Below are 23,707 nucleotides of genomic sequence, written 5' to 3' on the forward strand. Positions count from 1 at the left end.
TTGCCTACATTCATGCCAGATCCGTCGCGCCGCTTGACGAGCGGCGCCCGGCACCGCTAACACGTGGCGCGCCAAAATCGGCAGCCCTGCCGATTTTTTTCAAGAGGGGACACCCGTGACGCGGCAGAATTATCTTTTCACCTCGGAATCCGTCTCCGAGGGTCATCCCGACAAAGTCTGTGACCGTATCTCCGACGAGATCGTCGATCTGGTCTATCGCGAAGCCAAGAAGACAGGCATGGATCCGTGGAAGGTGCGCGTCGCCTGCGAGACGCTGGCCACCACCAACCGTGTCGTCATCGCCGGCGAGGTCCGCGTTCCGGACACGCTTTTGAAGAAGGACAAGGCGGGCAACATCCTCAAGGACGCGTCCGGCCACCCCGTAGTCAATCCGGCCAAGTTCAAGTCTGTTGCCCGCAAGGCGATCCGCGAGATCGGCTACGAGCAGTCCGGCTTCCACTGGAAGACCGCCAAGATCGACGTGCTGCTGCATGGCCAGTCGCCCGACATCGGCCAGGGCGTCGACAACGCCGCCGATCGCCAGGGCGAGGAAGGCGCGGGCGATCAGGGCATCATGTTCGGCTACGCCTGCCGTGAAACGCCCGACCTGATGCCGGCGCCGATCTACTACAGCCATAAGATTCTCGAATTGCTGGCCGCGGCACGCCATGAAGGCAATGGCGAGGCCGGCAAGCTCGGCCCCGACGCCAAGAGCCAGGTCACCGTGCGCTATGCCGACGGCAAGGCCGCCGAGGTCACGCAGATCGTGCTCTCCACCCAGCATCTCGATGCGAGCTGGGACTCCAAGAAGGTCCGCAAGGTGGTCGAGCCCTATATCCGCGAAGCGCTTGGCGACTTGAAGATCGCCGACGACTGCAACTGGTACATCAACCCGACCGGCAAGTTTGTCATCGGCGGGCCTGACGGCGATGCCGGCCTCACCGGCCGCAAGATCATCGTCGACACCTATGGCGGCGCGGCACCGCATGGCGGCGGCGCCTTCTCGGGTAAGGACACCACCAAGGTCGACCGTTCGGCGGCCTATGCGGCGCGCTATCTCGCCAAGAACGTGGTCGCGGCCAAGCTTGCCGACCGGTGCACCATCCAGCTCTCCTACGCCATCGGCGTCGCCCAGCCGCTGTCGATCTATGTCGACCTGCACGGCACCGGCAAGGTCGAGGAATCGAAGCTCGAAGAGGCGCTGCGCAAGGTGATGGACCTGTCGCCGTCGGGCATCCGCCGCCACCTCGACCTCAACAAGCCGATCTATGCAAAAACCTCGTCCTACGGCCATTTCGGCCGCAAGGCCGGCCGTGACGGCTCCTTCTCCTGGGAGAAGACCGATCTCGCCAAGGCGCTCAAGGACGCCGTCGCCGCCTGACGCCAGCGGACGCAAAGGACAGGCCGAGCCGGGCGACCGAAGGATTCTTCGGCCGCCGGCACGGCAAAACCATACGCCCGCAGCAGGCGATCGCCCTCGAAAGCGGCCTGCGCGAATACCGCATCGACCTGACGGCGCAAGCGCCGGCGGATCTCAGGACCTTGTTCAAGGCACAGGTTTCGGCGCTGCAGCTGGAAATCGGCTTCGGCGGCGGCGAGCACCTCCTGCATCGCGCCACGGAGGCGCCGGAGACCGGCTTCATCGGCGTCGAGCCTTTCGTCAACGGCATGGCCAAAATGATGACGGCGCTCGGCAAGACGCCGCTCGCCAACCTCAGGGTCTATGACGACGACGCCACGCGACTGCTCGACTGGCTGCCGCCAGGATCGCTCGACGGCATCGACCTGCTCTATCCCGATCCATGGCCGAAGAAGAAGCACTGGAAGCGGCGCTTCGTCGGCGCCGCCAATCTCGCGCGATTTGCCCGGGTGCTGAAAGCCGGCGGCAGGTTCCGTTTCGCCTCCGACATCGACAGCTATGTGAACTGGACGCTGCTTGCCTGCCGCGATCACGGCGCCTTCGCTTGGCAAGCCGAGAACGCTGCCGACTGGCACCGGCCCTATGAAGGCTGGCCCGGCACGCGCTACGAGGCCAAGGCCATCCGCGAGGGACGGCGGCCTGCCTATCTCACCTTTGTCCGGAAATAGTTGGGCGGTGCTCTGTATTGCATTTGCCGCTACGGGCGCTATATTGCTGCAAGGAGACAATTATGGCCGCCACGGTTGAACGCAAGGAATACCCGATCTCGATGCGCCTGCCGGAAGCGGACGTGGCGATGATCGATCGTGCCGCCCGTCTCCGGGGCCGGTCCCGCACGGATTTCGTGCGCGATGCCGCCGTGCGCGCAGCCGAGGATGTGCTGATGGACAACCGTCTTGTCCGCATGAGCGCGGAAGGATTCGCTGAGTTCATGCAAGTCCTGTCAACTCCGGCCGCTCCGGTTCCCGACCTGGTGGAACTGGCAAAGCGGCCCGCACCGTGGGAAGCTGGTCACACCACGAAGCGCTGACCAGTGGCCTTATCGGCTCCCGAACCGCTTACCGCAGTTCACGACGTATCCGGATTTTCCTGCGGGAAGCCTGCGCTTGATGAATGGCTGAAGAGCCGCGCGCTCTCCAACCAGGAGAAGGGCTTTACGGCCGTTCTCGTTGTCCACGAAGCCGGCCGGGTGGTCGGATACTACGGGTTGGCGCCGACGGCCGTCGTGCCGTCGATCCTGCCTCGGTCGATCCGCACGGGGCAACCGCCCGATCCGGTGCCGTGCCTGCTCCTTGGCCAGCTTGCGACCGATATCGGATGGGCTGGGCGCGGCATCGGCACGGGCCTGGTAAAGCATGCCCTTCAGCGCTGCGTTCAGGCGGCGGAACTGATCGGAGGACGCGCGCTGATGGTCAATGCAGTCGATGCGGAAGCGGCGCAATTCTGGCAGCACCGGGGATTTCTCCCGACGAGGGACGATCCGCTTGTCTTGTTTCGTTCCATCGCGGCAATCGCCGCGTCGCTCGTGGAGGCCCGAAGGTAAGGCGCCGCGTGCGACGAGATGCGGTTAGAAGCGGCCGATCCGATCGAAAGCGCCCGGATCGATTCCAAGCTTCTTCAGGTCGTCGCGGCGCGGCTTGCGGCCGGCCCGGCGGCCCGCGCCGCGGCTGCCGCGCTGCCGAATGTGTTGAAGAAATCGTTAATGAAGAAAAACAATCCACGGTCCATATAGCCAACTTCGCGCGCCACCGCGCGCGTCCTTTTCTTTTGAATGCAACATAGATGGGTGCGGCCCGCCGTTGGTTGCAAGGCGGCCTGCAGCATGGGCGCCATGCCCGGCGTGCAACCCTGCCCGCTTCGGGCACACTTCGCCCAAGGCTGCCTGTAGGCTTGAAACACAAGTCGGGATCGTCTATATCAGCCTCAAATTCTTGGTCGGTATGACGAAGAGTGGGTCCACCCGGTCCCGCTCTTTTTTATTACCCGCCGGCCGGAAGCCAAAGAGCGACAGGGATCTGATGACTGCAACGGCAAGCGAGGCCGACGACCGTATCATCCGCGAAAGCGGCATCGATGCGCGTATTGCGCTGATCGTGCAGCCGGTGCTCAAGGCCATCGGCTTCCGTCTTGTGCGGGTGCAATTGACCGGCCAGAACGGGCTGACGCTGCAGATCATGGCCGAGCGCGAAGACGGCACCATGACCGTCGAGGATTGCGAAGAGGTCAGCCGCGCGGTGTCGCCGGCGCTCGATGTCGAAGATCCGATCGAAAAGGCGTATCATCTCGAAGTGTCCTCGCCCGGTATCGACCGGCCGCTGGTGCGCAAATCGGATTTCACCACCTGGACCGGCCATCTGGTCAAGCTGGAGACGTCGATCCTCATCGGCGACCGCAAGCGCTTCAAGGGCAAGATCGCCGAGGTTGACGCCGACGGCATCCTGGTCGAGCGCGACAAGGCGGCCTATGGCCAGGAGCCGACGGTGCGCGTGCCTTATGACGCGATCGCCGAGGCCCGGCTGGTGCTGACCGACGATCTCATCCGCGATGCCCTGTCGAAGGACAACCGGGCGCGCAAGGAAGCCAGGAAACGCCGCGGCGAAGCGCAAGACGCCGGCGCGGATGAAGAAAACGAAACCGAACAGGAAAGTTGATTGAGTAGCCGGGCCGTGCGCCCGGCGCGAAATCGGGAGAAAGACAATGGTAGTAAGCGCCAACAGGCTTGAACTGCTGCAGATCGCCGATGCGGTCGCGCGTGAAAAGTCGATCGACAAGCAGATCGTCATCGCCGCCATGGCCGATGCGATCCAGAAGGCGGCGCGCTCTCGCTACGGCCAGGAGACCAACATCCGCGCCGACATCAACCCGAACACCGGTGAGATGAAGCTGCAGCGGCTGATGGAAGTGGTCGAGAAGGTCGAGGACTACGCGACTCAGATCGCGCTTTCCACGGCCCGCGAGCGCAACCCCGACGCCCAGATCGGCGACTTCATCGCCGAGCAGCTGCCGCCGATGGATTTCGGCCGCATTGCCGCCCAGTCAGCCAAGCAGGTCATCGTGCAGAAGGTGCGCGAGGCCGAGCGCGACCGGCAGTATGACGAATACAAGGACCGCATCGGCGAGATCGTCAACGGCACCGTCAAGCGTGTCGAATACGGCAACGTCATCGTCGACCTCGGCCGTGGCGAGGCGATCATACGCCGTGACGAGCTGATCCCGCGCGAGAATTACAAATATGGCGACCGCGTCCGGGCCTATGTCTATGACGTGCGCCGCGAGCAGCGCGGGCCGCAGATTTTCCTGTCGCGCACCCATCCGCAGTTCATGGCCAAGCTTTTCACCATGGAAGTGCCGGAAATCTACGACGGCATCATCGAGATCAAGTCGGTCGCCCGCGATCCGGGCTCGCGCGCCAAGATCGCCGTCATCTCGCGGGACTCCTCGATCGATCCGGTCGGCGCCTGCGTCGGCATGCGCGGTAGCCGCGTCCAGGCGGTGGTCGGCGAGTTGCAGGGCGAGAAGATCGACATCATTCCATGGTCGCCTTCGGCCGCTTCCTTCATCGTCAACGCGCTGCAGCCGGCCGAGGTCGCCAAGGTGGTGCTCGACGAGGACGCCGAGCGCATCGAGGTGGTGGTGCCGGACGACCAGCTGTCGCTGGCCATCGGCCGCCGCGGCCAGAACGTGCGGCTCGCCTCGCAACTCACCGGCTGGGATATCGACATCCTGACCGAGCAGGAGGAGAGCGAGCGGCGCCAGAAGGAGTTCGTCGAGCGTTCGGCGCTCTTCATGGAAGCTCTCGACGTCGACGAGATGGTCGGCCAGGTGCTCGCCTCCGAAGGCTTCACCAGCGTCGAGGAAGTTGCCTATGTCGATTCGGGCGAAATCTCCTCGATCGACGGCTTCGACGAGGACACCGCTTCGGAGATCCAGACCCGCGCCCGCGAATATCTGGAAAAGATCGAGGCCGAGCACGACGCAAGGCGCAAGGCGCTGGGCGTCAAGGACGAGCTGCGCGAGATTCCCGGCATCACCACCGCCATGATGGTGACGCTCGGCGAGGACGGCGTGAAGACCATCGAGGATTTCGCCGGCTATGCCGCGGACGACCTGATCGGCTGGAAAGAGCGTAAGGACGGCGAGACCAAGGTCTATCCGGGCGTGCTCGCCAACCACGGCGTCTCGCGCGCCGAGGCCGAGCAGATGGTGCTTGCCGCCCGCAAGCAGGCCGGCTGGATCACCGAGGAAGAGCTCGCCGCCGAGCAGGCCGCGGCCGGCGAAACCGTCGGTGCGTGAGGTGACCACCAATCGCAAAGCCCGTGGACGAGATGAACGATCGCACTTGCATCGTTACGCGCAGGCAGGCCGAAGCGGATGAGCTGATCCGCTTCGTCGTCGGCCCCGATTCGGCCGTCGTTCCGGACATCAAGAGAAATCTGCCCGGCCGCGGTTGCTGGGTCGCCGCCGATCGCCTACATATCGACAAGGCAGCGGCGAAGAACCTGTTTGCCCGTGCTTTCAAGGCACAGGTGACCGTTCCGCCCGATATCGGCGGCATGGTTGACGGGCTGCTCTCCAGATCCGCTCTGGGCATGCTCGGCCTTGCTCGCAAGGCGGGCGCCGTCGTTCTTGGCGCCGCCAAGGTCGAGAGCGCGGTGCGCGACGGGCAGGCGTTGCTCGTGCTGCATGCGACCGAGGCCTCGGACGATGGCGTCCGTAAGATCAGTCAGGCGCGGCGGGCAACCGTCCATCTCGGCGGTCCCGCCATCCTTGCCTACAAACTTTTTCCCGAGGCCGAGTTGAGCTTGGCATTGGGGGGTACAAATGTGATACATGCTGCCGTCCTCGCGCAGGACGCGGGACTGGCGGTTGAGAAGCGCGTTGTTGCGCTCGACCGATATCGGGGCGGTACCCCGAACGATCTGGCAATGCTTGCGGCCGTTGCTGACGAAGATGATGCCGCAGAGGATATGGAATGAACGATACGAAATCGGGCGACGACAAGACGTTGAGCGTTACGCCGAAGAAGACCTTGACGCTGAAGCGCCCCGGCCTCGAGCAGGGCACCGTGCGCCAGAATTTCTCGCATGGCCGTACCAAGTCGGTCGTGGTCGAGACCAAGAAGCGCAAGTTCTCGCTGCCTGGCGACAAGCCGGAGCCGGCGGCGCCGTCCGTCTTCGCGCCTAAGCCCGCCGCGGCTCCTGTCGCCGCCGCGCCTGCCGTGCAGGAAGCGCCCAAGGCGCCGCCTCCGCCGCCGGAGCGTTCCGGCATGGTTCTGAATGAACTCTCGCGCGGCGAGATGGAGGCGCGCCGCAGGGCGCTGGAGGGGTCCAAGGCTCGCGAGGCGGAGGATCGCCAGCGTGCTCTGGAAGATGCCAAGCGCCGCGCCGAGGAGGAAGAACGCCGCAAGCGCGAGCGCGAGGAATCCGCGCGCCGTCAGGCCGAGGAAGAAGCGCGCCTCCAGGCCGAGGCTGAATCCCGGCGCCGCGCCGAGGAAGAGGCTCGCCGTCGCGCGCCGCTGGCCGCCGACGTCGCCGCGGCCGATGACGAGGAAGAGGTGAAGCCCAGGCGCTCAGGCGCCGGTGGTCCGGCCAGCGCGCCGGCGCGCCGCCTCGCCACGCCCGAAGTGGCTCGTCCGGCCAGGCCCGCCAAGGGTGAGGACGACCGCCGCCGCGGCAAGCTGACGCTGAACTCGGCGCTGTCGGACGACGACGCGCGCGGACGCTCGCTGTCGTCGATGCGCCGCCGCCAGGAGAAGTTCAAACGCGCGATGCATAATGAGCCGCGCGAGAAAGTCATGCGTGAAGTGATCCTGCCTGAAACCATCACCATCCAGGAGCTGGCGCAGCGCATGTCCGAGCGCGCCGTGGATGTGGTCAAGTTCTTCATGAAGCAGGGCCAGATGATGAAGCCGGGCGACGTCATCGACGCCGACACGGCCGAGCTGGTGGCTTCCGAATTCGGCCACACGGTCCGCCGCGTCGCCGAATCCGACATCGAGGAAGGCCTGTTCAACATCGCCGACCGCGAGGAAGACCTGGTCTCGCGCCCGCCTGTCGTGACCATCATGGGCCATGTCGACCACGGCAAGACCTCGCTGCTCGACGCCATCCGCAACGCCAATGTCGTCTCCGGCGAGGCCGGCGGCATCACCCAGCATATCGGTGCCTACCAGGTCGAGAAGAACGGTCAGAAGATCACCTTCATCGACACGCCCGGCCACGCTGCCTTCACGGCCATGCGTGCCCGCGGCGCCCAGGTCACCGACATCGCGGTGCTGGTGGTGGCGGCTGACGACAGCGTGATGCCGCAGACGATCGAATCGATCAACCACGCCAAGGCGGCCGGCGTGCCGATCATCGTGGCGATCAACAAGATCGACAAGCGCGACGCCGATCCGCAGAAGGTGCGCGCCGAGCTGCTGCGCCATGAGGTGTTCGTCGAGTCGATGGGCGGTGAGGTGCTGGACGTCGAAGTCTCGGCGACCAAGGGCACCAATATCGACAAGCTGCTTGAGGCGATCCTGCTGCAGGCTGAAATCCTCGACCTCAAGGCCAATCCGGACCGCACCGCCGAAGGCGCGGTGATCGAGGCCAAGCTCGACAAGGGCCGCGGCCCTGTCGCCACCGTCCTGGTGCAGACCGGCACGCTGATGCCGGGCGACATCCTCGTCGCCGGCAACGAATGGGGCCGTGTGCGCGCGCTGGTCAACGACCGCGGCGAGCATGTTCCGGAAGCACCGCCGGCAATGCCGGTCGAGGTGCTCGGCCTTCAGGGCACGCCGCAGGCAGGCGACCGCTTCGCCGTCGTCAACAACGAGGCGCGCGCCCGCGAGATCACCGAATACCGTCAGCGCCTGGCGCGCGAGAAGGCGGTGGCCAAGCATGCCGGCCAGCGCGGCTCGCTCGAGCAGATGATGTCGCAGTTGCAGACGAGCGGGCTGAAGGAGTTCCCGCTGGTCGTCAAGGGCGACGTGCAGGGCTCGATCGAGGCGATCAATGCCGCTCTCGAAAAGCTCGGCAACGACGAGGTCAGGGTGCGGATCGTTCATTCGGGCGCCGGCGGCATCACCGAAAGCGACGTCTCGCTGGCCGAGACGTCGGGTGCCGCAATCATCGGCTTCAACGTCCGCGCCAACGCGCAGGCGCGCACCGCGGCCGCCTCCGCGGGCATCGAGATCCGCTACTACTCGATCATCTACAACCTCGTCGACGACGTGAAGGCGGCCCTTTCCGGCATGCTCTCGCCGGAGCGCCGCGAGACCTTCATCGGCAATGCGGAGATCCTCGAGATCTTCGACATCTCGAAGGTCGGCAAGATCGCCGGCTGCCGCGTCACCGAAGGCAAGGTCGAGCGTGGTGCCGGCGTGCGCCTGATCCGCGACAACGTCGTCGTCCACGAAGGCACGCTGAAAACGCTCAAGCGCTTCAAGGACGAGGTTTCGGAAGTGCCGGCCGGCCAGGAATGCGGCATGGCCTTCCAGAACTACGAGGACATGCGCGTCGGTGACATCATCGAGTGCTTCCGCGTCGAGATGGTGAGCAGGACGCTCTAAATTCGGGTATACTTGCCGGAATGAAACGGGCGGCGGCCGCAAGGCTGCCGCCCAGACCGCTCATGCATTTTGAGACATGCGGCGTGGTCCAATCCCGCGCTCCACGATTTCAGGACCGAAGAATATGTCCCGTTCGACACAGTCAGGCCCCTCCCAGCGCATGCTGCGCGTCGGCGAGCAGGTGCGCCATGCGCTCTCCGAGACCTTGCAGCGCGGCGAGATCATCGACCCGGTGATCGAGAACAGCGTCGTGTCGGTCTCCGAAGTGCGCATGTCGCCCGACCTCAAGATCGCCACCGCCTTCGTCTCGCCGCTTGGCGCGGGCGACGACAGCGCCGTGGTCGAGGCGCTCAACAGGCATGCGAAATTCATCCGCGGCCGTGTCTCCGGCGCGTTGAGGCAGATGAAGTACATGCCGGAGTTCCGCTTCCGGCTCGATACCTCCTTCGACAATTTCGCCAAGATCAATGAACTGCTGAGATCGCCCGAAGTCGCGCGCGATCTCGGCGACGGCAAGAACAACGACAAGGACGAGAACTAGGTGGCGCGTCGCGGCAAGAAAAAGGGGCGGCCGGTCTCCGGCTGGGTGGTGCTGGACAAGCCGGTGGGCATGGGCTCGACCGAGGCCGTGTCCAAGATCAAGTGGCTGTTCCAGGCCGAGAAGGCAGGCCATGCCGGCACGCTCGACCCGCTCGCCTCCGGCATGCTGCCGATCGCGCTTGGCGAGGCGACCAAGACCGTGCCTTATGTGCAGGACGGCGCCAAGGTCTACCGCTTCACCGTCGCCTGGGGTGAGGAGCGCTCGACCGACGACCTCGAAGGTCCGGTGACCGACAGCTCCGACCGCCGCCCGGCCGAGGCCGAGGTGCGGGCGCTGCTGCCGAAATACACCGGCGTCATCATGCAGACGCCGCCGCAATTCTCGGCCATCAAGATCGCCGGCGAGCGCGCCTACGACCTGGCCCGCGACGGTGAGACGGTCGAGATCCCGGCGCGTGAGATCGAGATCGGCCGCCTCGACATCGTCGAGCATGGCGCTGACAAAACCGTCTTCGAGGTCGAATGCGGCAAGGGCACCTATGTGCGCTCGCTGGCCCGCGACATGGGTCGCGACCTCGGCTGCTTCGGCCATATCGCCGAGCTGCGGCGCGTCGAGGTCGAGCCGTTCACGGCGGACGATTTCGTCACCGTCGCCGAGCTCGAAGCGGCCCGCTTCGGCGACAAGGCAGAAGCGGGCCTGGACGAAGACGCGGCTCCGGTCGATTTCAGCGCTATCGACGCGTTGCTTGTCGAAACGGCGGCGGCGCTCGACTGCCTGCCGCAGGTCGCCGTCAGCGACGACGCAGCAACCAAGATCCGCCTCGGCAACCCCGTCATCATTCGCGGCCGCGACGCGCCGGTCGAGGCCGAGGAGGCCTGCGCCACCGCGCGCGGCAGGCTCGTCGCCATCGGCGCCATCGAGCAGGGCATGTTCAAGCCCAAGCGGGTCTTTGCCGGGTGAATCCGGTGCAGGTGTTTGTTGTTCGCGTAATCCCGGACGGAAACTGCTGCACACTTCTCCTGGAATCGCTCTAATCTCCGGCTGAGCGCGAAAGCCGCGGGAACTCATGGCAAAGGCTGACACTGGCAAGAAAAGGGCGCCGCTGAAAACCCGTCGGCCACCGGTCGGCGCGTCGCCCGGCACGCTTATCGCCGATCCGGCGGCACGGCGCAGCGAGCTTCGGCTGACGCTGATCTCACCCGAGAAATACAAAACAATCGACAATGCCTCGATCGACGATCTCAACACCCATTGTGAGAAATGGCCTGTCGTCTGGCTGGATTGCACAGGGCTTGCCAACATCCCGCTGATCGAGGAGATCGGCCGCATTTTCGACCTGCACCCGCTGGCGCTGGAGGATGTCGTCAACACCGGACAGCGGCCCAAGGTGGATTTCTACGAGGGTCATGCCTTCGTCGTCATGCGCATGATCGACGACGTCACCGCGCATCGCTACGAGCAGATCGCGCTGTTTTTCGGCGGCAATTTCGTCGTCACGTTCCAGGAGCGCGAGGGCGATCCGTTCGATCCGGTGCGCAAGCGCATTGCCGGCGGGATGCCCAACCGGCTCCGCTCGCGAGGCGCCGATTATCTCGCCTACGCGCTGATCGATGCCATCGTCGATAGCTATTTCCCGCCCATCGAGGCGGCGAGCGAAACGGTCGACGGCATCGAGGACGAGATGCTGAACAAGCCGCACAAGCACCAGATGCGGCAACTGCATGAACTGCGGCGCGACGCCAACGTGCTGAAAGGCGTGCTGTGGCCGATGCGCGACGCGCTGGCGACGCTGATCCGCAACGACGTGCCCTTCGTGAAGGCCGAGACCAAGATATTCTTCAACGACACGCTCGATCATTCGCTGCGCCTGATCGAGCTGGTCGAGAACCAGCGCGACATGCTCACCGGCCTGATCGAGATGCATGTCTCGCTTACCCAGGCCCGTACCAACGACGTCATTTCCTATCTGACCATCGTCTCGGTGATCTTCATGCCGCTGACCTTCCTGGTCGGCGTCTGGGGCATGAATTTCGATCCGGAAAGCTCGCCCTGGAACATGCCCGAGCTGAAGGCCTATTACGGCTATCCGGCCTCGCTCATGTTCATGGCGATCGTTGCGGTCGGCCTGATCGCGTTCTTCAAATGGAAAAAGTGGCTGTAGCCTTTGAGTTAGCGTGAAGCGCGTCGCGATTTTTCAGATTCGCTCCCTGGTTTTAGGCTTTTGATTTTGCGCATGTCTTGCCCCGAAACCGCTTCCCACTTTCGGGAGACATGCTTTGGTTTTCGCAACCACAACCTGCGACAAGCCGGCTTGACAATTGGGCTGGTGTTTTTTCCGGAATTGCACTATATGCGCCGCAGCTTCGCGCCCTGACGCGTTGCTTGCACCGGCCCCTGCTGGACGACATCCCGGCTGTGGGCGTCCCGTTTCCTCCAACAGATAAGGAAAAGCACGATGTCGATCACTGCCGATCGCAAGAAGGAATTGATGACCGAATTCGCAACCGCCAAGGGCGACACCGGATCTCCGGAAGTCCAGGTTGCCATCCTTTCCGAGCGCATCAAGAACCTGACCGAGCACTTCAAGGACCACAAGAAGGATAACCATTCCCGCCGTGGCCTGCTTGCCCTGGTCTCCCAGCGCCGCAGCCTGCTTGACTATCTCAAGCGCAAGGATGACGCGCGCTATCAGACGCTGATCGACAAGCTCGGTCTGCGTCGCTGACGAATTGACCGGCGGGCTCTCATAGGGCCCGCCGGTCGCGCATTGGCACATCGGATGAGCCGGTGTGATAATGTCTGGGCGCGATGCGCTCGTGAAATTCGTATTCGCGCAGGGCGCGTCCCGGAAACAGCGATTTCCGGCGTCATGCGCAAAGCTGGCCGATCAATCGGCCAAACCCGGTTCCGAACGCGCAGAGGGCCATTCGGAACCGCCCATGGACGGTCATGGGGCAGGATTGCAGGATGCTCGCTCGGCTTGTGAGCCGGACCTTATCGAGCTTCCCGTTGTCTTGCCCGTGGCTGCCCGAAGGAAGCCAGGAAGGGAGAACCCGCGACCGTTAGGACGGCGCGGCCCTTTCCGCATATGAAGGACAAGATATGTTCAATCAACACAAAGTGGAAATCGAATGGGGCGGGCGTCCGCTCATTCTGGAAACCGGCAAGATCGCGCGTCAGGCTGACGGCGCGGTGCTCGCCACCTATGGCGAGACCGTCGTTCTCGCCACCGTCGTCTCGATGAAGGAGCCGAAGCCCGGCCTCGATTTCTTCCCGCTTACCGTCAACTACCAGGAAAAGACCTATGCCGCCGGCAAGATTCCGGGCGGCTATTTCAAGCGCGAGGGCCGTCCGAGCGAGAAGGAAACGCTGGTTTCGCGGCTGATCGACCGTCCGATCCGCCCGCTTTTCGCCGACGGCTACAAGAACGATACCCAGATCGTCGTCACCGTGGTCCAGCATGACCTCGAGAACGACCCGGATATCCTGTCGATCGTCGCCACCTCCGCCGCGCTCACGCTTTCGGGCGTACCCTTCATGGGCCCGATCGGCGGCGCCCGCGTCGGCTACATCAACGGCGAATACGTGCTCAATCCGCATATCGACGAGATGGAGGAATCCAAGCTCGATCTCGTCGTGGCCGGCACCGCCGACGCCGTGCTGATGGTCGAATCCGAGGCCAAGGAACTCTCCGAGGATCTGATGCTCGGCGCCGTCATGTTCGGCCACAAGAGCTTCCAGCCGGTCATCGACGCCATCATCAAGCTGGCAGAGGTCGCCGCCAAGGAGCCGCGCGACTTCACCGCGCCGGATTATTCCGAGCTCGAAGGCGAGATGCTGAAGGTCGTCGGCGACGAGCTTCGCGAGGCCTACAAGATCACCGACAAGCAGTCGCGCTATGCCGCGGTCGACGCCGTCAAGGCGAAGGTCAAGGCCGCGTTCGCTCCGGCCGAAGGCGAGGAAGCCAAGTATACCTCCGAGCAGATCGGCACCGTCTTCAAGGAACTCCAGGCCAAGGTCGTGCGCTGGAACATCCTCGACACCGGCTCGCGCATCGACGGTCGCGATCTCAAGACGGTCCGCAAGATCGTCTCCGAGGTCGGCGTCCTGCCGCGCACCCATGGTTCGGCGCTGTTCACCCGCGGCGAAACCCAGGCGCTGGTCGTTGCCACGCTGGGCACCGGCGAGGATGAGCAGTTCGTCGATTCGCTGACCGGCATGTACAAGGAGAAGTTCCTTCTCCACTACAACTTCCCCCCCTATTCGGTCGGTGAGACCGGCCGCATGGGCTCGCCGGGCCGTCGCGAGATCGGCCATGGCAAGCTGGCCTGGCGCGCCATCCATCCGATGCTGCCCAATGCCGAGCAGTTCCCCTACACGCTGCGCGTCGTCTCGGAGATCACCGAATCCAATGGCTCGTCCTCGATGGCGACCGTCTGCGGCACCTCGCTGGCGCTGATGGATGCCGGCGTGCCGATCGCCAAGCCCGTGGCCGGCATCGCCATGGGCCTGATCAAGGAAGGCGAGCGCTTTGCGGTGCTCTCCGACATTCTGGGCGACGAGGACCACCTCGGCGACATGGACTTCAAGGTCGCGGGCACCGCCAACGGCGTCACCTCGCTGCAGATGGACATCAAGATCGACGGCATCACCGAGGAGATCATGGGCATCGCGCTTGCCCAGGCCAAGGATGGCCGCCTGCATATTCTGGGTGAGATGGCGCATGCGATCTCCGGCGCCCGCTCCGAGCTCGGCGAGTTCGCGCCGCGCATCGAGGTCATGCATATCCCGACCGACAAGATCCGCGACGTCATCGGCTCCGGCGGCAAGGTGATCCGCGAGATCGTCGAGAAGACCGGCGCCAAGATCAACATCGAGGACGACGGCACCGTCAAGATCGCTTCGGCGAACGCCAAGGAGATCGAGGCGGCGAAGAAGTGGATACACACCATCGTCGCCGAGCCGGAAGTCGGCGAGATCTACGAAGGCACCGTCGTCAAGACGGCCGACTTCGGCGCGTTCGTCAATTTCTTCGGCCCTCGCGATGGTCTCGTCCACATCTCGCAGCTCGCCAATGAGCGCGTCGCCAAGACCTCCGACGTCGTCAAGGAAGGCGACAAGGTTTGGGTCAAGCTGATGGGCTTCGACGAGCGTGGCAAGGTCCGCCTGTCGATGAAGGTGGTCGACCAGGCGACCGGCAAGGAAATCGTCCAGGAAAAGAAGAAGGCCGAAGGCGAGGAAGACGCCGCCTGACCGGCCTGGCCGGGTAAATCCCGGATCGGATAAGTTCAAGACGGGCGCGCCGCGAGGTGGCGCCCGTTTTGCTTGAAGGGTATGCGAATGGCCGCGGAGCCGCTGAAGACGCTGTTTTATCCGTTCGAGGCCGAGGCGCTGCCTCTGCCGCGGAAGAATGCCCGCGTGCTTTTTCTAGGCGCCGAGCCCGGCTTCCGTCTGCCTGCTGGCTTCGAGGCGGCGCTGCATCTCGTGCAGGGTTTCAGGCCACATTCTCGCGCCTTGCAGGCGTCCGGCCACACGGTCACGCCGCGTGCGGAGGGCGAGGGCTACGATATCGCTCTCGTGCTCGCCGGCCGCCATCGCGGTCAAAATGAGCTGCGCATCGCCGAAGCGGTCGAGCGAACCGCTCCGGGCGCGCCTGTCGTCGTTGCCGGCAGCAAGGATGACGGCGTCGACAGCCTGCGCAAGCGGATCAACATGCTGGCGCCGCTCGAAGGCCATCTGCCGAAGCATCACGGCGTTGCTTTCTGGTTCCGGCGGACCGGCACGGAGACAGCCGTGGCGCTGCGCGCCGGCAACCCCGACCATGTCATCGAAGGCGGCTTCAAAACCGCGCCTGGCATGTTCTCCTTCGATCGGATCGATGCCGGTTCGAAACTGCTGGCCGCGAACCTGCCTGACGATCTCAAAGGCAATGTCGCCGATTTCTGCGCCGGCTGGGGTTATCTGGCGGCGGAAGTCCTGCAGCGCCAGCAAGGCCTCACCGCGCTCGATCTCTACGAAGCTGATTTCGAGGCCCTGGAGGCGGCCAGGCTGAACGTCCACGGTGTCATCCAGCCGCGCTTCTTCTGGATCGATCTTCTCACCGAGGCGGTCGAACGGCGCTACGACGCGATCGTCATGAACCCGCCTTTCCACAGCGGCCGCGCCGCCGAGCCAGGAATCGGCGCCGGCATGATCCGCGCGGCGTCGAAGGCGCTGAAACCGGGCGGCGGCCTGTTCATGGTCGCCAACCGACAGCTTCCTTACGAACAGGTGCTCTCGGCAGCCTTCGCCAGTCATGCCGAGATCGCCCGCGACGGCATGTTCAAGGTGTTTTCGGCGCGCCGCTGAAACGCCTGTTGGTGCTTTACTGCACGCTGACGATGCGGGCCGGCTCATGCGTGCCGAAGGCGGGCCGCGCTTCGCCGAGCTCGACCTTGAGCGGCGCCGGCCGGCCGAACAGATAGCCCTGTACCACCTCGCAGCCGGCGGCCCGAAGCAGCGTCGCCTGGTTCTCGGTCTCCACGCCCTCGGCGATGATGCCGACGCCCAGCGCCCGCGACAGGCCGACAATGGTCGAAACGATCGCGCCGGAGCTGGAGTCGCTGTCGATGCGGCTGACGAAGGAGCGGTCGATCTTCAGTTTGCCGAAGGAGAAATCGATCAGGTAGCTCAAATTGGAATAGCCCGTGCCGAAATCATCGACGGCCACGGAGATTCCCATATCGGCAAGCTGCTCCAGGATCGCCGCGGCGCGCTCGCGATCCTGCATCATCGCCGTCTCGGTGACCTCGAGCTCCAGCCGCGACGGCTTGATGCCGGTCGATTCCATCACTTCCCGCACGATGCCGACGAAATCCCTGGTCATGAACTGGACCGGCGAGATGTTGACGGCGACGAAGCAGTCCTGCGGCAGATATTTTGCGTCGCTGCAGGCCTTGCGCAGCACCCATTCGCCGATCGGGTTGATCATGCCGGTTTCCTCGGCGATCGGAATGAACTCCATCGGCGGGATCATGCCGCGCTCCGGATGCTTCCAGCGGATCAGCGCCTCATAACCGACGACACGGCCGCTCGGCAGGTCGAACTGCGGTTGGTAGTGGAGGCTGAAGTCGCCGCGGTCGAAAGCGGTCTTCAGTTCCGACTCGATCCACTGCCGGTAATCCGCCACGCGCCCCATGTCGGCGTGGAAGACGGACCAGTTGCCGATGCCGCTGGCGCGTGCGTTTTGCAGCGCCAGGTTTGAGCGGCGCAGGATGAGCACCGGGTCGACGCCGTCCTTTGGCATCGCCACGATGCCGATCGACAGGCTGACCGACTGCAGATGGCTCCGCAACTGGTAGGGCTCCATCATCTCATTGATGAGCTTCTCGATGAGCCGTTCGATCGAACCCCTGATCTCGCGGTCAGGCAGCAGTACGGCGAACTCGCCGGCGCCGATGCGCCCGATCGTTACATTCTTTGGCATATTCTCCTTCAGCCTGTTGGTGAAGGCGCGGATCAGTTCGTCGCCCTGGCTATAGCCGATGGCGTCGTTGATCTGCTTGAAGCGGTCGATATCGATGTCGATCAGGAACACCGGCTCGCCGGTTCGAATCGTCCCGGAGGCGGCCTCGGCTATTTTACCGACCACGGCCTGGCGCGACAAAAGGCCGGTGAGCTTGTCGATATGGGTTTCCTTAAAGACATAGGCCGCCGATTCATCGACGCCCGCGAAGAACGACAGCGCGGCACCGCCCGCGGCTAAAGCGCAGAGCGCGGCGATGACGCCGCCCATCGTTTCGGCCGGCATGCCGGCCATGCCGTCGCCGAAGCCGAACCGCAGCCCCCATAGTCCAAGGATGAAACTGCCCATGCCCGAGCTGGCGATGGTGATCAGCCGGAACAGCGGAGTCCGTTTGGGATTGCTGACTGCAGGCATGCATGGTTCCTAGATTACGGACCTTATAGCGGACATCTCCTTAAAATGAGTTTCCGCTGATGCATGCAATTTTACTGGAGGGCTACTGTCGTGATCGCAAACTATTCCCGCGCGCCGTCGTTCTGCTTCAGTTCCTCCAGTGCAGGCATCGAAACGATGTGATAACCGGAATCCACATAATGGATCTCACCGGTGACGCCCGATGCCAGGTCGGAGAGCAGGTAGAGCGCCGAGCCGCCGACTTCGTCGATGGTCACAGTGCGCCGCAGAGGCGAATTGCGCTGCTGGTAGGAGAACATGTGGCGGGCGTCGGAAACGCCGGAGCCGGCGAGTGTGCGCACCGGCCCGGCCGAGATGGCGTTCACCCTGATGCCGCGCGGACCGTAGTCGTTGGCGAGATAGCGTACACTGGCCTCCAGCCCGGCCTTGGCGACGCCCATGACGTTGTAGTTCGGCATCACCCTGACCGAGCCGGCATAGGTGAGCGTGATCATCGAGCCGCCATTGCCCATCAGCGCGGCGGCGTTGCGCGCGATCTCGGTGAAGGAATAGCAGGAGATCACCATGGTGCGCACGAAATTGTCGCGACTGGTGTCGGCATATAGGCCCTTCAGCTCGTTCTTGTCGGAAAAGCCGATGGCGTGCACCACGAAATCCAACCCGCCCCAGGCCTTGCCTAGCGTCTCGAAGGTCGCGGTGACCGAGGCGCTGTCCTCGACATCGCAGGGCACGATCAGCGAGGCTCCCACCTTCTCGGCCAGCGGCTTGACCCGCCTCCCGAAGGCGTCGCCCTGGTAGGTGAAGGCGAGCTCCGCCCCATGTTCCGACAGCTTCTTCGCGATGCCCCAGGCAATCGAATGGTCGTTGGCGACCCCCATGACAAGCCCCCGCTTGCCCTTCATCAACCCGTCCATAAAAGGCAATCCTTATAAAAACGCCGGCTCTATGCGGAATAGCGCTGGAAAATCAGCGTTGCGTTGGTGCCGCCAAACCCGAAGGAGTTGGACAGGACGGTGTCGATCTTGGCGTTGTCGATACGCTCGCGCACGATCGGCATGCCCTCGAATTCCGGATCGAGCTCCTCGATATGGGCGCTCTCGCCGATGAAGCCGCCCTGCATCATCAGGATCGAGTAGATCGATTCCTGCACGCCGGCCGCTCCCAGCGAATGGCCGGTGAGCGATTTGGTCGAGGTGATGTAAGGCATCTTGTCGCCGAACACCTCGCGAATTGCGCCCATTTCCTTGGAATCGCCGACCGGCGTCGAGGTACCGTGGGTGTTGATGTAATCGACCGGCGATGACACCGTGGAAAGTGCCTGCCGCATGCAGCGGATAGCGCCTTCGCCCGAAGGAGCGACCATGTCGTAGCCGTCGGATGTCGCGCCATAGCCGACGATCTCGGCATAGATCTTGGCACCGCGCGCCTTGGCGTGTTCCAGTTCCTCCAGTACCAGCACGCCGGCGCCGCCGGCGATGACGAAACCGTCGCGGTTGACGTCGTAGGCGCGCGAAGCGGTCGACGCCTTGTCGTTGAACTTCGACGACATGGCGCCCATGGCGTCGAACAGGTCCGACATGGTCCAGTCGAGATCCTCGTGGCCGCCGGCAAACATCACGTCCTGCTTGCCCCATTGGATGAGCTCATAGGCGTTGCCTATGCAATGCGCGGAGGTCGAGCAGGCCGACGAGATCGAATAGTTGACGCCGTGAATCTTGAACCATGTCGCCAAGGTGGCCGACGCGGTCGACGACATGGCCTTCGGCACGGCGAACGGGCCGATGCGCTTGGGACTGTTGTTCTTGAGCGTGGTTTCGGCCGCTTCGACGATGGTCCGGGTTGAAGGTCCGCCGGAGCCCATCACAATGCCGGTCCGCTCATTGGTGATATCGCTTTCGCTTAAGCCGGCATCGGCGATCGCCTGGTCCATGGCGACGTGGTTCCAGGCCGCGCCCTGGCTCAGGAAGCGCATGGCGCGGCGATCGATCATCGGCGTGGGATCGAGCGTCGGCGCGCCCCAGACCTGGCAGCGAAAGCCGTGTTCGGCGAAGGAATCGGAAAAGCTGATGCCGGATTTGGCATCGTAAAGCGAGCTCTGCACCTCGTTGGCATTGTTGCCGATCGACGACACAATGCCGAGCCCTGTCACTACGACCCGTCTCATTCGCAACTCCTTCCGGCGTATTCGGGCGAAAAACCTAGCCGGTTTTCGCTTGTGATCATACGCAAATAAACTGACGTGGCGCCCATTGGCTACGCGACGCCGCGGCGAAAACGGTCAGGCGGCCGACTGCTTGGACAGACCGACCTTCAGATCCGTAGCTGCGTATATGGGTTCGCCGTCTGCCTTGAGCCAGCCATCGGCGATGCCGAGCACCAGCCGGCCCCGCATCACGCGTTTGAAGTCGACGCCGTATTCGACTTTCTTGACCGACGGCGTCACCATGCCCTTGAACTTCACCTCGCCGGTCGAAAGCGCCATGCCCTTGCCGGGTTCGCCCAGCCAGCCGAGATAGAAACCGGTCAACTGCCACATGGCGTCGAGGCCGAGGCAGCCCGGCATGATCGGGTTGCCGATGAAGTGGCAGGCAAAGAACCAAAGATCCGGCTTGATATCGAATTCGGCGCGGATGAAGCCCTTGTCGAAAGCGCCGCCGGTCTCGCTGATCTCGGTGATGCGGTCGAACATCAGCATCGGTGGGTAGGGCAGCTGGGCATTGCCCGGTCCGAACAGCTCGCCGCGGGCGCAGGCAAGCAGTTCCTCGTAATCGTAGCTGGACTTTTGACCCGCCATCAAATTTCTGTCCCCGTGTTCTTCGCGGGCGGCAGGGCGCCCTTCTCGTTGGTTTCCTAACACACTCTGTTTGCGGCCGGAAACCGGCGTTTGCGCTTAACCCGTGCGCCTGCCCGGGTCAATGCGCGCTATTGATCGCATTCGGACTACAGAATATATGTCTGCTGATGTCCGGTTTTGGCATTTGACGTCTTTTTGCCATTCTGGACCTGTTGATGGGCTGGGCAGCAAGCTTCGACGCGAAGAGATGGATTCGGGCCACCGGAAGGAAAATGTCGCTGTGGACAAGCGGGTTCGTGAAGCCGGCCTGAGGCCGACGCGCCAGCGCATTGCGCTGGCCGATCTGCTTTTCGCCAAGGGCGACCGCCACCTTTCGGCCGAGGAACTGCACGAGGAGGCGATCGCCGCCGGCGTGCCGGTTTCGCTGGCGACGGTCTACAACGCGCTTCACCAGTTCACCCAGGCCGGCCTGCTGCGTATCCTCGCGGTCGAAGGCTCGAAAACCTATTTCGACACCAACACGTCCGATCACCATCACTTCTACATCGAAGGCGAGAACCGCATTTTCGACATCGAAAGCGGGCCGGTCACCGTCTCCAACCTGCCGGCACCGCCGGAGGGCATGGAAATCGCCAATGTCGACATCGTCGTGAGGCTTCGCCCGAAACGCGACGACTGATCCCGTGGCGATGCGGCCCGTCGACCTGATTGTCCGGTTTGAATGGGCCACCATCGCTGCGTTGGCTATCGTTTGCTACGCAATGTTCGGCTTTTCATGGTGGCTGTTTGCGCTGCTCATCCTTGTGCCGGACCTGTCGATGCTGGGCTATCTCGCCGGGCCCCGCGTCGGCGCGGTCACCTACAATGCCTTGCATATCCTGATTGCTCCGCTCGTGCTTCTGCTTGCGGGCGCGTTGCTCGCCGGGCCGGTCACCACCGCCGTGGCGCTCATCTGGATCACGCACATCGCCATCGACCGTGCCCTCGGCTACGGCCTGAAATTACCCACCGGTTTTCAGGATACGCATCTCGGCCGTATCGGGCGCGAGCGCAAAGGCGCGGCCGGTTAGGCTCGGTCGAGACCGAGGTCAGGCCGGGCTTCGTCCGATTATCGACAAATCTTACTTGACCTTCTCGCCGGGATAGGCGCCCCACACCTGCGACTGCGCCATCCAGCCGGTGTGGCCATCGAAGGTCATCTCGCACCATTGGCCGTCGCATTTCTTGATCGATCCGATCACGCCCGGCTCGATAATGGCGACGACACCGGCGTCCTTGTCGGGTTCGTCTAGCAGGTTGATTCGCCCGCCCTTGCCGCGCTGCCAGGGCGCGACAATCGCGGTGCGGCGGCCGGAAAGCAGCGACTGATTGATCCAGCCCTCCGAGCCGTCGGCATCGCGCACGCGGCGCCAGGTGTCGAATTCCTGGATGACTTCCATCGGCAGGCCGGCCTTCAGATACATCCAGTTGACGGAATAATTGGCGCCGGGGCCGACGCGCGAATTGACCCGGGCCGGCTTCAGGCTGACGAAGCGCGGCAGCGGCAGGCCGCTCGGCCCGAGCGTTATGGTTTGGGCGGGTGCTGCCGCGCTTTGCGCCAAAGCCTGCGGCGCGCAAAGCAGGGCGCCGAGAATGGCTGCGCTGAAGGCCAGGCGAAGCGACGCGAAACCAGACACTTTCGTTCCTTTCGGCGCCGGTCCGTCGGGATGAGCGCCCCTTTTTCTTTGTCTTCGGCGGCACCGCTTGTTACAGGAGTGGGCTGATGCCGCGACTGGCTACAAGTTTCGCCGGTCTTGGTTAAGGAGGTCTCAACGAGATCGGTTTCGAGAGCACGACCCCGAAAAGTGGGAACCGGTTTTCGGAAAAGATCATGCTCCAAAAAAGAGTAGGATCAGGATGACGATTCAACGAAACGTCATTCTGATCTAGGAAGCTTCGGGGATAAAATGGCAGGCAAAAAACGGCCCCTCGTCGTCATCACGCGCAAGCTGCCCGATCCGGTCGAAACACGCATGCGCGAGCTGTTCGATGCAAGGCTGAATGTCGAGGATCGGCCGATGACACAGCCCGAGCTGGTCGCTGCGGTCAAGGAAGCCGATGTGCTGGTCCCTACCATCACCGACCATATCGATGCCGCGCTGATCGCCCAGGCGGGCGAGAACCTCAAGCTGATCGCGAATTTCGGCAACGGCGTCGACAAGATCGATGTCGCGGCGGCCGCCAAGAAGGGCATCACGGTCACCAACACGCCGAATGTGCTCACGGAAGACACCGCCGACATGACCATGGCGCTGATGCTCGCCGTGCCGCGCAGGCTCGCCGAAGGTGCCAGTGTGCTGACCGGCGAGAAGAAATGGGCCGGCTGGTCGCCGACCTGGATGCTCGGCCGGCGCATCTGGGGCAAGCGGCTCGGCATCGTCGGCATGGGCCGCATCGGCACGGCGGTCGCCAGGCGGGCCAAGGCCTTCGGCCTGTCGATCCACTACCACAACCGGCACCGCGTGCTGCCGACGGTCGAGGAGGAGCTGGAGGCGACCTACTGGGAAAGCCTCGACCAGATGCTGGCCCGCATGGACATCATCTCGGTCAACTGCCCGTCGACGCCGGCAACGTTCCACCTTTTGTCCGGCCGTCGCCTCGCGCTGATGCAGCCTTCGGCCTATATCGTCAACACCGCGCGCGGCGACATCATCGACGAGGAATCACTGATCAAGCTCATCCATGACGGCAAGATCGCCGGAGCCGGCCTCGACGTCTACGAGCACGAACCGGCGCTGAACAGCAAGCTGCTGCGCCTGGCACACAAGGGCAAGGTCGTTCTGCTGCCGCATATGGGCTCGGCCACGCTCGAGGGCCGCATCGACATGGGCGAGAAGGTGATCATCAACATCCGCGCCTTCTTCGACGGCCACCGCCCACCGGATCGTGTCCTGCCGCTCAGGACCTGAGGCTTATTCGCCGGAGACGGTGAGAGCGCCATCCTCGGCTATTCTCACCCTGCCGCCATAGGTCTCGAACGCATCTCGGCCAAGCCGGACCGCCATCGGCGTTCCCCAGCCCATTTCCCGGGCGACGATCAGGCCGAGCAGCAGGATGGCGTCCGGTTCGTGCAGCACCAGGGCGGCCGGCGCCCGGCCGTTGTGGACGAGCTCCATCAGCACCGCCGAAGCCGACGACGACCCGATCGTGCCCGGCAGGAACAGCACGCGGCCGGCAATGACCTCGCCATGCTGCGGATGGCGAACATCGGCGATGCGGCCTGTTTTCGGGTCGACGCCGCCCCAGAAGCTGATCGGCGCCGTCAGCACCAGCGCTTCGCCTTCGCCCGCTTTGCCCGGCACCAGGATTTCGGATGTCGCGCTCATGCGGCGATATCCGTGAAGACCGGCTTGCCCAGCACCGCGCTTTCGACACAGTCGGTGAGCGAGGCATAGAGCACCGCATAGCCGGTGTTGCCCGGCGCGTAAATGGGCGAACTTGCC

The 23,707-nt window shown here is 63.8% G+C and carries 24 protein-coding genes; 17 read left to right on the forward strand and 7 right to left on the reverse strand.

What is annotated here, in order from left to right; all coding sequences use genetic code 11:
- The first annotated feature begins 115 nt into the window (after positions 1-115).
- From metK to ACVMIM_RS07635, 4 genes are all read left to right on the forward strand, one after another.
- Positions 116-1,381 carry a methionine adenosyltransferase gene (gene metK / locus ACVMIM_RS07620; RefSeq protein ID WP_476111441.1) on the forward strand — a complete coding sequence of 422 codons (1,266 nt, stop codon included), beginning with the start codon at positions 116-118 and terminating at the stop codon, positions 1,379-1,381.
- Entirely contained in the window at positions 1,378-2,088 is a 711-nt protein-coding gene (gene trmB / locus ACVMIM_RS07625; RefSeq protein ID WP_476117132.1) for a tRNA (guanine(46)-N(7))-methyltransferase TrmB, read from the forward strand. Before metK ends, trmB begins: the two co-directional genes overlap by 4 nt.
- Before the next feature lie 62 nt (positions 2,089-2,150).
- A complete protein-coding gene (locus ACVMIM_RS07630) occupies positions 2,151-2,450 on the forward strand; it encodes a type II toxin-antitoxin system TacA family antitoxin (protein WP_476111442.1) in 300 nt (99 codons plus the stop codon).
- Positions 2,451-2,453: 3 nt separating this feature from the next.
- On the forward strand, positions 2,454-2,963 hold the full coding sequence (locus tag ACVMIM_RS07635; RefSeq protein WP_040993993.1) for a GNAT family N-acetyltransferase: 510 nt from the start codon (positions 2,454-2,456) through the stop codon (positions 2,961-2,963).
- A gap of 74 nt (positions 2,964-3,037) precedes the next feature.
- Here ACVMIM_RS07635 and ACVMIM_RS07640 read toward each other — a convergent pair whose 3' ends face one another.
- The gene (locus ACVMIM_RS07640; protein ID WP_476111443.1) at positions 3,038-3,244 is read right to left on the reverse strand and encodes a hypothetical protein; all 207 of its coding nucleotides are present in this window, start codon (positions 3,242-3,244) and stop codon (positions 3,038-3,040) included.
- Positions 3,245-3,438: 194 nt separating this feature from the next.
- Here ACVMIM_RS07640 and rimP point away from each other — a divergent pair, with 194 nt between their 5' ends.
- The 10 genes from rimP (at position 3,439) to ACVMIM_RS07690 (ending at position 15,861) form a co-directional block, all read left to right on the forward strand.
- Positions 3,439-4,071 (forward strand): ribosome maturation factor RimP, encoded by a 633-nt coding sequence (rimP, locus tag ACVMIM_RS07645; RefSeq protein ID WP_476111444.1) that lies wholly within the window; start codon positions 3,439-3,441, stop codon positions 4,069-4,071.
- 46 nt (positions 4,072-4,117) lie between these two features.
- Positions 4,118-5,713, forward strand: coding sequence for a transcription termination factor NusA (gene nusA / locus ACVMIM_RS07650; protein ID WP_476111445.1), 1,596 nt, complete (start codon positions 4,118-4,120; stop codon positions 5,711-5,713).
- A gap of 32 nt (positions 5,714-5,745) precedes the next feature.
- On the forward strand, positions 5,746-6,396 hold the full coding sequence (locus ACVMIM_RS07655; protein ID WP_476117133.1) for an RNA-binding protein: 651 nt from the start codon (positions 5,746-5,748) through the stop codon (positions 6,394-6,396).
- The gene (infB, locus tag ACVMIM_RS07660) at positions 6,393-8,972 is read left to right on the forward strand and encodes a translation initiation factor IF-2 (protein ID WP_278047397.1); all 2,580 of its coding nucleotides are present in this window, start codon (positions 6,393-6,395) and stop codon (positions 8,970-8,972) included. The genes ACVMIM_RS07655 and infB overlap by 4 nt, the downstream gene beginning before the upstream one ends.
- A gap of 124 nt (positions 8,973-9,096) precedes the next feature.
- Positions 9,097-9,513 (forward strand): 30S ribosome-binding factor RbfA, encoded by a 417-nt coding sequence (gene rbfA, locus ACVMIM_RS07665; RefSeq protein ID WP_476111446.1) that lies wholly within the window; start codon positions 9,097-9,099, stop codon positions 9,511-9,513.
- Entirely contained in the window at positions 9,514-10,473 is a 960-nt protein-coding gene (truB, locus tag ACVMIM_RS07670) for a tRNA pseudouridine(55) synthase TruB (RefSeq protein ID WP_476111447.1), read from the forward strand. It begins immediately after the preceding gene.
- A gap of 106 nt (positions 10,474-10,579) precedes the next feature.
- On the forward strand, positions 10,580-11,674 hold the full coding sequence (gene corA, locus ACVMIM_RS07675; RefSeq protein WP_476111448.1) for a magnesium/cobalt transporter CorA: 1,095 nt from the start codon (positions 10,580-10,582) through the stop codon (positions 11,672-11,674).
- A gap of 294 nt (positions 11,675-11,968) precedes the next feature.
- On the forward strand, positions 11,969-12,238 hold the full coding sequence (gene rpsO, locus ACVMIM_RS07680; protein WP_027165894.1) for a 30S ribosomal protein S15: 270 nt from the start codon (positions 11,969-11,971) through the stop codon (positions 12,236-12,238).
- Positions 12,239-12,615: 377 nt separating this feature from the next.
- Positions 12,616-14,766 (forward strand): polyribonucleotide nucleotidyltransferase, encoded by a 2,151-nt coding sequence (pnp, locus tag ACVMIM_RS07685; RefSeq protein WP_476111449.1) that lies wholly within the window; start codon positions 12,616-12,618, stop codon positions 14,764-14,766.
- 87 nt (positions 14,767-14,853) lie between these two features.
- Positions 14,854-15,861, forward strand: a complete 1,008-nt coding sequence (locus ACVMIM_RS07690) for a class I SAM-dependent methyltransferase (protein ID WP_476111450.1) — start codon at positions 14,854-14,856, stop codon at positions 15,859-15,861.
- A 16-nt stretch (positions 15,862-15,877) separates the two neighbouring features.
- On the opposite strand, the gene ACVMIM_RS07695 is transcribed toward ACVMIM_RS07690, so the two are convergent.
- The 4 genes from ACVMIM_RS07695 to fabA form a co-directional block, all read right to left on the reverse strand.
- Entirely contained in the window at positions 15,878-17,431 is a 1,554-nt protein-coding gene (locus tag ACVMIM_RS07695) for a putative bifunctional diguanylate cyclase/phosphodiesterase (protein ID WP_476111451.1), read from the reverse strand.
- A 101-nt stretch (positions 17,432-17,532) separates the two neighbouring features.
- The gene (gene fabI / locus ACVMIM_RS07700; RefSeq protein ID WP_040994004.1) at positions 17,533-18,345 is read right to left on the reverse strand and encodes an enoyl-ACP reductase FabI; all 813 of its coding nucleotides are present in this window, start codon (positions 18,343-18,345) and stop codon (positions 17,533-17,535) included.
- 29 nt (positions 18,346-18,374) lie between these two features.
- Complete coding sequence (gene fabB, locus ACVMIM_RS07705) at positions 18,375-19,595, reverse strand: beta-ketoacyl-ACP synthase I (protein ID WP_476111452.1); 1,221 nt, start codon at positions 19,593-19,595, stop codon at positions 18,375-18,377.
- Positions 19,596-19,709: 114 nt separating this feature from the next.
- Positions 19,710-20,225, reverse strand: a complete 516-nt coding sequence (gene fabA / locus ACVMIM_RS07710) for a 3-hydroxyacyl-[acyl-carrier-protein] dehydratase FabA (RefSeq protein ID WP_027165888.1) — start codon at positions 20,223-20,225, stop codon at positions 19,710-19,712.
- A 247-nt stretch (positions 20,226-20,472) separates the two neighbouring features.
- Here fabA and irrA point away from each other — a divergent pair, with 247 nt between their 5' ends.
- Positions 20,473-20,904 (forward strand): iron response transcriptional regulator IrrA, encoded by a 432-nt coding sequence (gene irrA, locus ACVMIM_RS07715; protein WP_476111453.1) that lies wholly within the window; start codon positions 20,473-20,475, stop codon positions 20,902-20,904.
- A gap of 10 nt (positions 20,905-20,914) precedes the next feature.
- Positions 20,915-21,295 carry a DUF4260 domain-containing protein gene (locus tag ACVMIM_RS07720; protein ID WP_476117135.1) on the forward strand — a complete coding sequence of 127 codons (381 nt, stop codon included), beginning with the start codon at positions 20,915-20,917 and terminating at the stop codon, positions 21,293-21,295.
- A 51-nt stretch (positions 21,296-21,346) separates the two neighbouring features.
- Here the strand turns inward: ACVMIM_RS07720 and ACVMIM_RS07725 are convergent, their stop codons facing one another.
- A complete protein-coding gene (locus ACVMIM_RS07725; RefSeq protein WP_040994008.1) occupies positions 21,347-21,901 on the reverse strand; it encodes an SH3 domain-containing protein in 555 nt (184 codons plus the stop codon).
- A 270-nt stretch (positions 21,902-22,171) separates the two neighbouring features.
- Here ACVMIM_RS07725 and ACVMIM_RS07730 point away from each other — a divergent pair, with 270 nt between their 5' ends.
- Complete coding sequence (locus tag ACVMIM_RS07730) at positions 22,172-23,173, forward strand: 2-hydroxyacid dehydrogenase (protein WP_040994009.1); 1,002 nt, start codon at positions 22,172-22,174, stop codon at positions 23,171-23,173.
- Positions 23,174-23,176: 3 nt separating this feature from the next.
- Here ACVMIM_RS07730 and ACVMIM_RS07735 read toward each other — a convergent pair whose 3' ends face one another.
- On the reverse strand, positions 23,177-23,590 hold the full coding sequence (locus tag ACVMIM_RS07735) for an aconitase X swivel domain-containing protein (RefSeq protein ID WP_476117137.1): 414 nt from the start codon (positions 23,588-23,590) through the stop codon (positions 23,177-23,179).
- Positions 23,591-23,707 lie beyond the last annotated feature (117 nt).

The sequence above is a fragment of the Mesorhizobium sp. USDA 4413 genome (genome assembly GCF_056280365.1).